Here is a 14,225-nt window from a genome sequence, read left to right as displayed (position 1 = left end):
AAGGCAATGATGTATAGCCACTTTATGGCCGGATCATATCTATATGTGGCAACCCATGATCATCATACTCCTCACTTACCTGCTGAAAACCTAACTCGCCATAAAACTTCAGCAAATACGACTGCGCACTGATCTTCACCGGCACCTTACCAAAATGCGCTTCTATCGCCGCCAATGTACGCTTCATCAACTCCTTCCCCGCACCTTGTCCACGTACCGACTTCGCCGTTAGTACCCTGCCAAATGCCGCCTCTTCATATTTCTTTCCCGGACCGAAAATCCGGGTATATGCCACCACTTTCCCTTCCTCATCTACCCCAAACAGGTGCAACGCCTGCTGGTCATAATCATCCAGGTCTTCCGCCATACAATTCTGCTCAATGATAAACACATTGAACCGGATCTGCATGATGGCATACAACTCTTCATTTGTTAACTCCCCGAAGGACTTAGTAAACCATTGTATCATACTAACAAATTTAACAGCTGGACAGCAAGTAACAAGGGCCTATTTTTAAATACTCAGTCCATTGCCCGTCATATCCCTACCCCCCGCCTGTACGAAAATACCCCAATGCCCCCGCTACATACCCCAACCAGCCAATCCCAAAAAGAGGAGCACTTAGCCACCCAACCACTCAATCCCCATTTTTCTCCCCACCCACACACCTCAACCACCCAAACTCAAACACAATCAAACTTATTAACAATTGAACTGGTTTAAAGCCACTCCTTTCCTTATCTTTGACGAGCCTTGTCAGTAACAAACGATCATGCAGCTGATACATTGTACAAGTTCATCGAACTGATAGCTATCTTCCTAACCCAATGGCTACGAAGATCCAAGGCAGGAAAAGGGGAGGACTAAATGTAACCTGTATGTGCTCGTAAACGGATGTAACCCAACCCCCGCTCCACCATATTAGTTTTTAAAATATATTTTAACATACCTTTAGATCTTAAACCAGCATATCCACATGCATCCCAAAAGAAACATTGCCATACTTACTGGTATTTTCTGTCTGTTATTGTCATGTTTTTCAGCCTGCAAACAATCCAGGAAAGCCATGAACCCTGAACTGGCAAAATACATCGAAGCCTATACCGCCGGTGTAATTTCCAAACAAAGTACTATCAGGGTACAGCTCACCAGTAACGTCAACGTCACCCACACCCAGAATGAACCTGTCAGCGAAGAACTCTTCGATTTCAGCCCCTCCATCAAGGGTAAAGCCTACTGGGTAGATGCCACCACCGTTGAGTTTCGTCCGGATGCCAACCTGACTCCCGGAAAAACCTACACCGCTACTTTCAAACTAGGAAAAGTACTGAAAGTCGAGAAAGCCCTTCGCTCCTTCGACTTCGAGTTCCGTGTCATGCCACCTTCGTATGAGTTCCAGGAGTTCGGCCTGAAAACAGCCAGCACCATCTCCCGCGAAAAAATGGTCTACACCGGCGCCATCGTCACCGCCGATGCCGAAGACCCTCAACAGATCGAAAAAATAGTCACTGCCCAGGCAGGTAGCAAATCATTCTCTATCAAATGGGAACACAACGCTGCCGAAAGAACATCCAAATTCACCATCGAAAATATTACCCGCGGTGCCGATGGATATAACCTCGACATCGCCTGGGACGGCGCTCCTATCAAAGTAGGCACTGCCGGCAAAAAACAAGTCGAAATCCCTGCCATCGGCGAATTCAAAGTTCTCGATGTAAAAGCGATCGTCGATCCGGAACAATATGTGCTCGTTCAATTCTCCGATCCTATCAGCGTAGCCCAGAACCTCGATGGCCTTATCGGTATCAGCGGCATCAGCGACCTGCGCTATACCATCGAAGGCAGTGAAGTAAAGGTATTTACACCTAAACGGCTTGAAGGTAATTTCTCCGTTGTCATCAACGAAGGCATCCTCAACACCTACGACGACAAACTACTACAAAGCTTCTCCGCCAATATCAATTTCGAAAATATCCAGCCTTCCGTATCTATCCCCGGCAAAGGGGTGATACTCCCGGAAAGCAATAAACTGGTGTTCCCCTTCGAAGCGGTGAACCTCAGCGCCGTTGATGTGACCATTATCAAAATATACGAGAACAACATTCCTCAATACCTGCAAAGGAATGACCTGAATGGTACGCAGGACCTGCGTCGCGTAGGCCGCCCGGTAGTTGAAAAAACCATCCGGCTCGATACCGATAAATCACTCAACCTGCATAAACGTAACCGCTTCTACCTCGATATGGACAAACTGATCCGTACCGAACCAGGAGCGATCTACCGCGTAACCATCGGCTTCCGTAAAGCATATTCCCTCATGGGTTGTGCAGCCAAAGAAGATGATACGAAAAAAGCAGATGAACAATCCGAAGAAGAATATTACGGTGATAGCTACGGCGAAAAGATCGACGAAGATGATGACTTCTGGTCCCGCTATGATAGCTACTATCCATATGGTTATAACTGGGAAACCCGCGACGACGCCTGCTCTAACTCTTATTATAACAAAGATAAATGGGCCAGCCGCAACGTGTTCTCCTCCAATATCGGTCTGACTGCCAAGAGAGGCAATGACAACAGCATGCTCATTGCCGTTACCGACATCCGCGATACCAAACCGCTGATGGGCGTGGAACTCGAACTGCTCGACTACCAGAACCAGGTGATCTTCAAAACCAAAAGCGATGGCGACGGCTTAGCCACCTTCGACCTCAAACGCAGACCTTACCTGCTGGTCGCAAAAAAAGGTGATGAAAGAGGCTACCTGAAACTGGACGATGGAAACTCCCTGCCGCTGAGCCGCTTCGACGTAAAAGGTGAAGAAGTTCAAAGTGGTATCAAAGGCTTCCTCTACGGCGAACGCGGTGTCTGGCGCCCAGGCGATACCCTGTACCTGACCTTCATCCTGGAAGATAAACAACAGAAACTGCCGGCAGATCACCCTGTGACACTGGAACTCTACAACCCCAAAGGCCAGCTGTACAAAAGGATCAATTCCCTGCAGTCTGTCAATGGCTTCTACAACTTCATCACCGCTACCAACCCTGACGACATTACGGGTAACTGGACCGCGAAAGTGAAAGTAGGCGGCGCCCTCTTTACTAAAAATCTGCGCATCGAAACTGTAAAGCCTAACAGGCTGAAAGTAAAACTGGACTTCGGCGCCAGAACCACCCTGTCCAAAGACGATGCTTCTGAAGGTACACTGAGCGCACAATGGCTGTTCGGCGCCACTGCCCAGCACCTGAAAGCAAAAGTAGACGTGTCTCTCACACAACAAACTACCAGCTTCAAGAGCTTCGCCAACTATACCTTCGACGACCCTGTCACACACTTTGATGCAGAAGATAAAACCATCTTCGAAAGCTCATTGAGTGAAAACGGTACCGCCCCTGTAAAAGTAAATCTGCCACTGGGCAAGCCCGCTCCAGGTCAGCTGAAGGCTAATTTCGAAATCAAGGTATTTGAGCCAGGTGGCGACTTTAGCATCGACCACTTCTCTATGCCCTACAATCCATTCTCTACCTATGCAGGTATCCGCATGCCGGAAGGTGATCGTACCACGGGCATGCTGCTCACCGACCAGTCTCACCCCATCGACATTATAAATGTTGATAATAACGGTAACCTGGTTCGTGGCTCCAGCAGCGTACAGGTAGAATTGTATAAAGTTCGCTGGCGCTGGTGGTGGGATGAAGATGGCGAAAATGAATTTACCAACTTCACACAGGATAGCTATAACCAGCTGCTGAAGAAAGAAACTATTAACCTGAATAATGGTAAAGGCTCCTGGGACCTCCGGGTAAATTCTCCTGACTGGGGCCGTTACCTCGTAAGAGTGAAGGACCTGAAGAGCGGCCATACCACCGGTAAAGCTGTATACATTGACTACCCGGGCTGGTATGAAAGAGTGCAGAAAGACAACCCGTCCGAAGCATCTATGCTCGTATTCACGTCTGACAAGAGCAAGTATAATGTAGGTGAAGACATCAACCTCACAATCCCAAGCAGTGAAGGTGGACGAGGTCTCATCAGCATTGAATCTGGTAGCAGGGTGCTGAAATCCTTCTGGGTGAACACCAAAAAAGGGCAGACGACCTTTAGCTTCAAGGCTGATAAATCTATGGCGCCTAATATATACGTGAATGTAAGTCTGCTACAACCACATGCACAAACAGTGAACGACCTGCCTATCCGTATGTATGGCGTAATACCGCTCACAATCGAAGATGCGAATACCATCCTCAATCCGGTGATCACCATGGCCGACAAACTGGAGCCTGAGCAGAACGCCAGCATCACCGTTTCTGAAGCCAAAGGCAAATCCATGACCTATACCATCGCAATCGTTGATGAAGGACTGCTGGATCTGACCCGCTTCAAAACACCTGATCCACATAGCGCATTCTATGCAAGAGAAGCCCTCGGTGTAAAGACCTGGGATATCTTCGACTATGTGATCGGCGCTTATGGTGGCGATATGGAACGCATTCTCAGTATTGGTGGTGACGAAGGTCTGAACAGAAACGCAGGTGCTGCAAAAGCAAACCGTTTCAAACCAGTGGTATTATACATGGGTCCTTTCACCCTGAAAGGTGGTGAAAAGAAAACTCACAACTTTAAACTACCGCCATATATTGGTTCCGTGAAAGCCATGGTAGTAGCAGGTCAGGATGGCGCTTACGGTGCTGCTGAAAAAACAGTTGCCGTAAAGAAACCATTGATGCTGCTCACCTCACTGCCACGCGTATTAGGTCCTTCAGAGACGATACAATTGCCGGTAACCGTATTTGGCCTGGAAAATAATATCAGGTCTGCAAAAGTTACCCTGGTGACCAGCTCCCTGCTGGAAGTTGTGGGTGAAAGCACCAAGACCGTTACTTTCAATCAACCTGGTGAACAACTGGTTTACTTCGATGTGAAAGTAAAAGCAGCAGTAGGCGTTGCCAAAGTAAAAGTAACCGCTACCAGCGGCGCGGCAAAAGCGGAAGAACAAACCGAACTGGAAGTGCGCAACCCGAATCCTGTGATCACCACTGTTCAGGATGGAACGATAGCGGGTGGCCAGAGCTGGAGTGCTGACTACAAACCAGCAGGTATGGCAGGTACAAATACCGGCGTGCTGGAAATCTCTACCGTGCCACCTATGAACCTGGCTAAGCGTCTCAATTACCTGGTACAATATCCCCATGGCTGTGTTGAACAAACCACTTCCGCCGCCTTCCCCCAACTGGTACTGAACCAGCTGGTAGACCTGAAGAGTAGTGAAGCTGCCAACGCTGATCACAATGTGAAAGCAGCGATTAACAGACTGAAAGGATTCCAGACCTCTGATGGCGGTTTGGCTTACTGGCCAGGTAATGCTGAAGCAGATGAATGGGGCACTAACTATGCAGGTCACTTCCTGCTGGAAGCACAGGCCAGAGGCTATGAACTGCCTGCAAGCATGCTGGACCAATGGAAGAAATACCAGCGTAACAAAGCTGCTTCCTGGACACCTCGCAGCACGAACTTCTATGGTGGTGACCTCACCCAGGCCTATCGCCTGTATCTGCTTGCGCTGGCGAAAGTACCTGAATTAGGCGCGATGAACCGGCTGAAAGAATTTGCATACCTGTCTGACGCAGCGAAATGGAGACTCGCAGCTGCATACAAACTTGCTGGTCAGCCGGAAGTATCCAACATGCTGATCAGGAACCTGCCTACCAGTGTTAAACCGTATAAACAATTAGGCGGTACCTTTGGCTCTGATACCCGTGATAAGGCTATGATACTGGAAACACTGACTATCTTAGGCCAGACAGCCCGTGCCAATGCACTGGTGAAAGAACTGGCGGCTGATATGTCAAAAGATGATTATTACAGCACACAGACAACAGCATATACTTTAATTGCCATTGCGAAATTCTGTGGTACCAATAAGAGTGGTGCAAAAGCAACCTTCACATATCGCCTGAACGGCAAGACTGCCAACGTAAATGCCACTTCTTACATCACACAGGTGCCTGTTACATTCAACAGTGCTCAGGGGAATGTAAATGTGCAGAACACAGGTGGTAATATCCTCTATGCAAGACTGATCTTACAAGGTCGTCCGGATGCAGGCCAGGAACCTACCGTGCCTAACAATCCTGAAGTATTGGGACTGACAGTGACCTACAGTACCCGCGAAGGACATCCGCTGGATGTAACGAACCTGCGGCAGGGTACAGACTTCATGGCAACAGTGAAGATCACCAATCCAGGTAAACGCGGCTATTACGAGCAGATGGCATTGACACAGATCTTCCCAAGTGGATGGGAGGTGATCAATACCCGTCTCATGGAAAGTGACAGTGCATTCCACAACTCACCGTTTACTTACATAGATATCCGCGATGACAGGGTGTACACTTACTTCAACCTGGAAGAAAATAAAACACATACTTACAATGTGTTGCTGAATGCAGCCTACTTAGGGCACTATTACCTGCCGGCTGTGAATTGTGAGGCAATGTATGATAATACCATACAGGCCTTCCTGCCAGGTAAGTGGGTAGATATAAGTACTAAGTAAAAATGACTACATTTACATCCGTACAATAAAATGAGCCTGTATCGAAACGAAAGATACAGGCTCATTTTATTCAGATACCTGACTGGAACAGGTATCATTTGTACAAATTCACAGGATGTATTTTCATTTTTGACACATCCTTTTTTGCCGCGAGAATGATGGCCTGCGGCAGGCTATAAAGAAATGACTATGTGGTTCCGTAAGCGAAAATGGTGGCTTATTTCCGCCATCTTATTAATCATTTATATCTTTTGTCTCCCTTCCCGTTTATTTACGGCACCCACATCTTTTGTCATTGAAGATAGTAACGGCAGATTACTGAGCGCCACCATCGCCACTGATGGACAATGGCGCTTCCCCGTTGACAAACCTGTACCTGAAAAATTTGCCCGATGCATTATTGCCTATGAAGACAAGCGCTTTCATTACCATTGGGGGGTAGATATCATTGCCCTGGCACGTGCTATTAAACAGAACTTACAACACCGCACGGTAATCAGCGGCGGCAGCACGCTTTCTATGCAGGTGATCCGCCTTTCGCGCAATAAGCCCCGTACTATATTCCAAAAGATGATTGAAGCCATATTGGCAACCCGGCTTGAATTCTCTTATTCTAAAAAAAGCATCTTACAGTTATATGCAGGGAACGCCCCGTTTGGAGGCAACGTAGTAGGATTGGAAGCCGCCTCCTGGCGGTATTATGGTCGTAGTGCAGAACAGCTTTCCTGGGGTGAAACAGCGGCATTGGCAGTACTACCGAATAGCCCGGCACTGGTACACCCGGGGCGTAACCGGCAGATCTTATTAACGAAAAGAAACCAGTTGTTAAACAGGCTGTGGAAGAACGAAACCATTGACAGTATAACCTGTGCACTCTCTAAACTGGAACCCTTGCCAGATCAGCCACAGGCACTGCCTCAGGATGCACCTCACTTGTTAGACCGGTTTCGTAAAGACTACCGTACCGGCACTACCCGCATCACCACCACACTGGAAGCAGACCTGCAAAGAAATGTATCGAACATTGTAGAACGTTATCATAATATTTATAAAGCGAATGGTATCAACAATGCCGCTGCAATAGTACTGGATGTAGAGACAGGAAATACACTGGCATATGTTGGCAACATCTATCACCCGGAAGACCCTGATATGGAAAGCCATGTGGATATTATTCAGAGTCCGCGCAGTCCGGGAAGTACACTGAAACCAGTATTGTATGCAGCAATGATGACAGATGGCATGTTGCTGCCACATAGTTTAGTACCTGATATTCCCACGCAGATCGCAGGATATACACCGCAGAACTTTGACCTGGGCTATGATGGTGCGGTACCTGCCAGCAGGGCATTGGCAAGGTCACTGAATATTCCCGCAGTACGTATGCTACAGCAATACCGCTATGAACGCTTTCATGCCCTGCTGAAAAAAATGGGTATCACTACGTTGCGGCAGCCGGCAGATCACTATGGATTGTCGCTGATCTTAGGTGGCGGAGAAACGAATCTCTGGGAGATGTCAGGCATGTACGCCAGTATGGCGCGCACATTGTTGCATTTAGATCAATACAATGGTAAGTACGATGCAGATGACATACATGCCCCTAACTATATCCATGGTATGAAAAGGCCATCGGAACACGCACTGACAAACTTTGGAGTGTTGGATGCAGGTGCCATCTGGTATACATTTCAGGCAATGGAAGAAGTGATGAGACCTGGTGAAGAAATGCTCTGGCAACAGTTCTCTTCGTCGCAGCGAATAGCGTGGAAAACAGGCACCTCTTTTGGTTTCAGAGATGGCTGGGCAATAGGCGTCACACCACAGTATGTAGTAGGTGTATGGGTGGGTAACGCGGATGGTGAAGGAAGACCAGGGCTACTGGGCGTAGCAACAGCAGCACCGGTTATGTTCGACGTATTCAGGTTATTGCATACTAGCGGCTGGTTTGCAACACCTTACAATAAACTGAGAAAAGTAGAAGTGTGTAAGCAGAGTGGCTACAGAGCCAGCGAACTTTGCCCGGACAAGGATTCGCTGTGGGTACCGGTGAATGGATTACGTTCTGGCGTGTGCCCTTATCACCAGTTGATACACCTGGATCATACAGGGCAATACCGCGTAACCGCCAATTGTGAATCGCCATCTCTTATGCAGCATGTACCCTGGTTCGTATTGCCACCAGCCATGGAGTTTTATTATCGTACCAAACATAATTATGCAGCGCTGCCGCCATACCGGCCTGATTGTATTGCAACATTGTCTGCCGACAAGCCCACAATGGAAGTGATCTATCCAAGACCAAATGCGCGGATTTATGTGCCGATAGAGATCGATGGAATGCCTGGAGAGACGGTGTTTACAGCCACACACAGAGATACGAAAGCGAAGATATTCTGGCACCTGGATAATAACTTTATTGGCACCACAGAAGAGTTTCATCAGATGGCGATGCACCCGGCAGCGGGGAAACATATGCTGACATTAGTGGATGAAACGGGCACGGAGATCCATGTGCCATTTGAGATACTGGCGAAGGAAAAGGAGAAGTAGGTATTCCTAAAAGCGGGTTGGATAAAGGGTATTTTCACAACATGGAACGTTTGGATAAAATTTTCATAAAAAATGAGTCTCTCAGAAAATGTGAGTGCGTCATAAAAAAAGCCGGTTCTTTTACGAACCGGCTTTTTTTAATATCCATATTTTTCTTTCCACAAGCTTCTCAGGTGTTTTCTCAGCTCATCTTCCCTCGGATTCTTTCCCGGATCATACAACTTCAATCCTTTGATCTGCTCCGGCAGATATTCCTGTGGGGAGAAGTTCCCTTCGTAATCATGGGAGTATTCATATCCTTTGTTGTACCCCATTTCTTTCATCATCTTTGTAGGTGCATTCCTGATATTCATCGGCACCGGCAAATCACCCGTTTTATTCACAACAGACAAGGCATTGTTGATCGCCGTGTAAGAAGCATTACTCTTCGGCGATGAGGCCAGGTAAGTAGTACACTGCGATAAAATAATCCTTGCTTCAGGATACCCGATCATCGTCACTGCCTGAAAGCAACTTGTAGCTAACAACAAGGCATTGGGATTCGCATTGCCGATATCTTCAGAAGCAGATATGAGCAATCTTCTTGCAATGAACTTTACATCTTCTCCACCTTCAATCATCCTGGCGAGATAATATACTGCGGCGTTTGGATCACTCCCCCTGATAGATTTAATAAATGCCGAGATGATATCATAATGCTGTTCGCCAGACTTATCATAGATAGCTACCCGCTGTTGGGCAATATCCATCACCTTTTGATCGGTGATCACGATAGGCGATTCCTGCTGCAGGGTATTCACCACCAGCTCGAATAAGTTCAACAGTTTGCGGGCATCTCCACCGGAGATATTGAACAGGGCGCGTGTTTCCTTCAGCTCAATCTGTCTGCTTCCCAGCCACTCATCCTTTTCCATAGCCTGTTGCAACAGCTGCAGAAGTTGTTCTTCACTCAATGGCTTCAGTACATACACCTGGCTTCTGCTCAGCAAGGCCGCATTTACTTCAAAACTGGGATTTTCGGTAGTAGCACCGATCAGGGTAATGATCCCTTTCTCCACAGCACCCAGCAAGGCATCCTGCTGGCTTTTATTGAAACGATGAATCTCGTCAATGAATAATACCGCATATCCCTGTCTGCGGGCTATCTCAATCACTTCGCGTACTTCTTTTACACCGGCAGCAATAGCACTGAGGGTATAAAAAGGCACTTCCAGGGTATGTGCAATAATGTTGGCAATAGTCGTTTTACCCACGCCGGGAGGTCCCCACAGAATCATGGAAGGGATCTTGCCCTGTGTAATGGCTTTGCGTAAAATGCTATCTTTTCCGGTCAGGTGTTCCTGTCCCACCAGCTCGTCGAGTGTCTGAGGCCGTAACCGCTCTGCTAATGGTTCCATATAAAAGATTTGAACGGGTTAAAATAAAGGCTCCTCGTCCTTCCTGTTCTTCCACTCTTTCAGGAAAGTGTAGGAGAGCACTACATTGGTAACAATTATTGCTCCAATGATCAGGAAGAAGGTAGCCATAGGCTTGAGCATGGCTGTCATAGCTGCCTGCTGATCGGCAGGGAACTGTTTCATCATGTCTTCCAATGGTCCCAGGTTCCCTGTTCTGAGCATTACGAACAGTGAAAACCCAGACAGGGCCATATATCCACCCACAAAGATGCAGATACCGCCAATGATGCGGATACCGCCTGGAGTGCTCTCTTTCAATACCATATTACTGTCTAGCAGCGCTTTTTGCAAATGAAGTGATAATATAGCATGAATTAATATTGCTCCCAGCAAGATGCCAAACGAAAGTACCTGTATGCTACCAGTGGTGAACAGCAGAATAATAAGACCCATCAGAAAGAAGGTCGAGAACATGATGTTGATAGCAGTCAGTCCCCTGAATAATTTAAACTTAAAAGTCATTGATCTCCGGTTTATCGAGGTACAAACCTACTAAATCTTCGCTTTTAGCAAGATAAAAACCGCCATCTGTAAAAATCCATTTCTTTCACAATCCTTGATTTAGCTATCTTTAAATACTAAACCTGTTTATTTTATGAAGAGCATTTACGCTTTACAACTATCGTTGTTGGCTGCCATCTCATGGTCTGCCTGCAACAACAGCACTACAACAGAGCAGGCGGGGACAACCAAGGACACATTAAAAATTCCCGCGTTTGACGTGAGTTCCATTGACAGTACAGTAAATCCCTGCGACGATTTTGACAATTATGTGAACGGCAACTGGAAGAAGAAGAACCCGGTTCCTTCTACAGAAAGCCGTTGGGGCGCTTTCAATGTTCTTGATAAACAGAACAAAGAGGTAAGATTGAAAGGCATTATCCTGGATCTGGCCAGCAAAAAAGACCTGAAAAAAGGTACTGAGGAGCAACAGATCTCTGATTTCTACCGCTCTTTCTATGACACCGCAACTATCGAAAAACTGGGTATTACGCCATTACAGCCATACCTGGATAAGATTAATGCCATCCAGACCCTGGAAGACTGGACGAAAGTATCGGGAGAACTCCAGAACCTGGGTATCAGCACAGTGGCTGGTTTCTATATTGGCGCTGACTCCCGCAACAGTAAGATGAATGCGGTATACGAGAACCAGGGCGGACTGAGCCTTGGTGAAAAAAGCTATTACGAAAGAACAGACAGCGCGACTAAAGCAGTACGCGATGAATTCGTAAAGCATGTGGATAAACAGTTCGAACAGGCAGGTTTCAAAGATCCGAACCCGGGTAAGACCATCCTGGACTTCGAAACTAAACTGGCCAAACTGCAATTGACTAATGTACAGCTCCGTGACCCGGTGGCTACTTACAATAAAGTAGCTTTTGCAGAGCTGAAAAAACTGGCGCCGGAATTTGACTGGCAGGGTTATGCAGATGTACAGCAGGTGAAAACCGATACCATCATCCTGGAAAATAAGGCTTATGTTACTAACTCAGCGAAACTGGTAAAAGCCACTCCGCTGGAAACCCTGAAAACATATGCCCGCTGGCAGACCCTGTCCAACTTTGCGGGTTACCTGCCTAAGGCAATTGACCAGGAGAACTTCCATTTCTTCGCAACCGTTATGCGTGGTACCAAAGCGCAGAAACCTCGTATGGAGCGTTCCATCCGTGCAACTGACGCAATAATGGGTTATCCGCTGGGTAAACTGTTCGTAAAACAGTATTTCCCGGAAAGTTCCAAGCAGAAAGTATCTGAAATGATCGAAAACGTTCGCGCAGTATATGGCGAAAGGATCGATAGCCTGAACTGGATGAGCCCTGCGACCAAGGAAATGGCGCATAAGAAGCTCAAATCCTTTACTTATAAAATTGGTTATCCTGATAAATGGAAAGATTATTCCAGCATTGAGATAAAACCGGGTACGCTGATCGAGAATGTTGTGTCAGCTACCAACTACAGACACAAGGAAGAGATCGACAAGATCGGTAAGCCGGTGGATAAATCAGAGTGGGAAATGACCCCGCAGACCGTAAATGCGTATTACAATCCGCTGAACAACGAGGTGGTGTTCCCGGCAGGTATCCTGCAACCTCCATTCTTCAATGCGGACGCTGATGATGCAATCAACTATGGTGGTATCATTGCGGTAATCGGGCATGAATTTACCCATGGCTTTGATGACCAGGGTTCACAATTTGATGCAGAGGGTAACCTGACTAACTGGTGGACACCTGAAGATCGTAAGAACTTCATGACCCTGGCCAACAGGTATATCCGCTACTTCAATGGTATCGAGGTGTTGCCTGGTTTCCATATTAACGGTGCGCTGACAATTGGTGAGAACATTGCGGACCTGGGTGGTCTGACACTGGCTTACCATGCACTGGAGAAATCACTGAAAGGCAAGCCGGCACCTGCAAAAATTGATGGCTTTACCTGGCAGCAGCGTTTCTTCCTGGGTTGGGCGCAGGTATGGCATGGCAACAGTACAGAGGCAGCCCTGCGCAATCAGGTGCAGACAGATCCTCACTCTCCGGCCAGCAGTCGTATTGACGGACCATTGGCGCATTTGAAAGAATTCAGTGCGGCATTTGGATGTACTGGTGGTAAAATGGTACTGGCAGATACTGCGAGAGTAGTGATCTGGTAAAATAATATTGAATGAGATAAAATAAAGGGCGTGTATCTGGCTTAGATACACGCCTTTTTTATTCAACTGAATGTAAAAAGCTGGGAGGTATCAATGAGCATTTCAGGTAAAAAACACCCGACAAACATCCTTCTTGTGATTGACATCCCTGCTGGCAGCAGGTTTTCATTTATGGTAAGGAAGCGGTTTCATTTATTTATGCTACAACCTCTTTTTTATGTAAATTTGTGTATCCTTTCACCAGATGTAAAAAAGATCCATATGACAGGCATCTTCAGACAATACCGCACGGAATTACGCAACATCTTTATCCTGGCACTGATCGTACTCGCCTTACCTTACCTTCCTGCATTTGCAGGTCTGGCCCTGACTGCCAAGGGTTTGATTTTATCAGCAGCTATCATGGGCGCATTTGTGCTGGCTATGGTACTGAAACTTTACTTCCGCATATTAGTGTTGCGTATTACAAAAGAAAATTAATCACATTTGATGAAAAAGACGCTTTCCATAGTATTTGCCACGTTAGCAGCAGGTGCATTCTTCGCCTGCAACCAGCATTCCAGTGAAAAAGCTGCCGCAAAGGCAGACTCAGCGATGAGTACTGTCACTCGTCCAGCAGAGGATACGACAGCTTTACAGCCAATCGCCGGGAAAATGGGTGATCCGGTATGTGGCATGCCTTATGATACTATGTTCCATGAATTTAGCGTTTATAAGAAAGATACAGTGCATTTTTGTTCTCCAACCTGTAAAAGGGTATTCGATAAGAATCCGGAGAAATTTGCCGCTAAGCTGGGTCTGTAAGGATCCACATATCAACTAGTTTTAGTTCTAGCAACGTTGGGAATTATTTCCGGCGGAGTGAGATGTAATAAGCCCCTTTTGAAGATCATGGGATGGACTTTGATTGCAGGTCCACTCCTTTGAGGTACATAAGCATTTTTGAGCATAACGCACTGATTGACAATCAGGCTTTAACATTTCCGAATCGACCAGCCGCCTTTT

Annotated in this window: 8 protein-coding genes; 5 read left to right on the top strand and 3 right to left on the bottom strand. The window is 46.9% G+C overall.

The window, feature by feature from the left end; genetic code table 11:
* Positions 1 to 22 precede the first annotated feature (22 nt).
* Entirely contained in the window at positions 23 to 469 is a 447-nt protein-coding gene (locus ABDW33_RS10155; protein ID WP_343689948.1) for a GNAT family N-acetyltransferase, read from the bottom strand.
* A gap of 508 nt (positions 470 to 977) precedes the next feature.
* Here ABDW33_RS10155 and ABDW33_RS10150 point away from each other — a divergent pair.
* A complete protein-coding gene (locus ABDW33_RS10150; protein WP_343689947.1) occupies positions 978 to 6,557 on the top strand; it encodes an MG2 domain-containing protein in 5,580 nt (1,859 codons plus the stop codon).
* A 189-nt stretch (positions 6,558 to 6,746) separates the two neighbouring features.
* Entirely contained in the window at positions 6,747 to 9,110 is a 2,364-nt protein-coding gene (gene pbpC, locus ABDW33_RS10145) for a penicillin-binding protein 1C (RefSeq protein ID WP_343689946.1), read from the top strand.
* A 137-nt stretch (positions 9,111 to 9,247) separates the two neighbouring features.
* Here the strand turns inward: pbpC and ABDW33_RS10140 are convergent, their stop codons facing one another.
* Together ABDW33_RS10140 and ABDW33_RS10135 are read right to left on the bottom strand one after the other, a co-directional pair.
* Positions 9,248 to 10,507, bottom strand: coding sequence for a replication-associated recombination protein A (locus ABDW33_RS10140; RefSeq protein ID WP_343689945.1), 1,260 nt, complete (start codon positions 10,505 to 10,507; stop codon positions 9,248 to 9,250).
* An 18-nt stretch (positions 10,508 to 10,525) separates the two neighbouring features.
* Positions 10,526 to 11,029, bottom strand: a complete 504-nt coding sequence (locus ABDW33_RS10135) for a hypothetical protein (RefSeq protein ID WP_343689944.1) — start codon at positions 11,027 to 11,029, stop codon at positions 10,526 to 10,528.
* A 133-nt stretch (positions 11,030 to 11,162) separates the two neighbouring features.
* Between ABDW33_RS10135 and ABDW33_RS10130 the strand changes: the two genes are divergently transcribed.
* The 3 genes from ABDW33_RS10130 (at position 11,163) to ABDW33_RS10120 (ending at position 14,024) form a co-directional block, all read left to right on the top strand.
* Complete coding sequence (locus ABDW33_RS10130) at positions 11,163 to 13,220, top strand: M13 family metallopeptidase (protein ID WP_343689943.1); 2,058 nt, start codon at positions 11,163 to 11,165, stop codon at positions 13,218 to 13,220.
* A gap of 261 nt (positions 13,221 to 13,481) precedes the next feature.
* Positions 13,482 to 13,700 (top strand): hypothetical protein, encoded by a 219-nt coding sequence (locus ABDW33_RS10125; protein WP_343689942.1) that lies wholly within the window; start codon positions 13,482 to 13,484, stop codon positions 13,698 to 13,700.
* A 9-nt stretch (positions 13,701 to 13,709) separates the two neighbouring features.
* The gene (locus tag ABDW33_RS10120; RefSeq protein ID WP_343689941.1) at positions 13,710 to 14,024 is read left to right on the top strand and encodes a YHS domain-containing protein; all 315 of its coding nucleotides are present in this window, start codon (positions 13,710 to 13,712) and stop codon (positions 14,022 to 14,024) included.
* Positions 14,025 to 14,225 lie beyond the last annotated feature (201 nt).

Origin of the sequence: Chitinophaga sp. (assembly GCF_039596155.1) — a bacterium.
Classification (GTDB): Bacteria; Bacteroidota; Bacteroidia; order Chitinophagales; family Chitinophagaceae; genus Chitinophaga.
The sequence above is the reverse complement of the archived record's forward strand: the minus strand, read 5'-3'. Positions and strand labels throughout refer to the sequence as shown.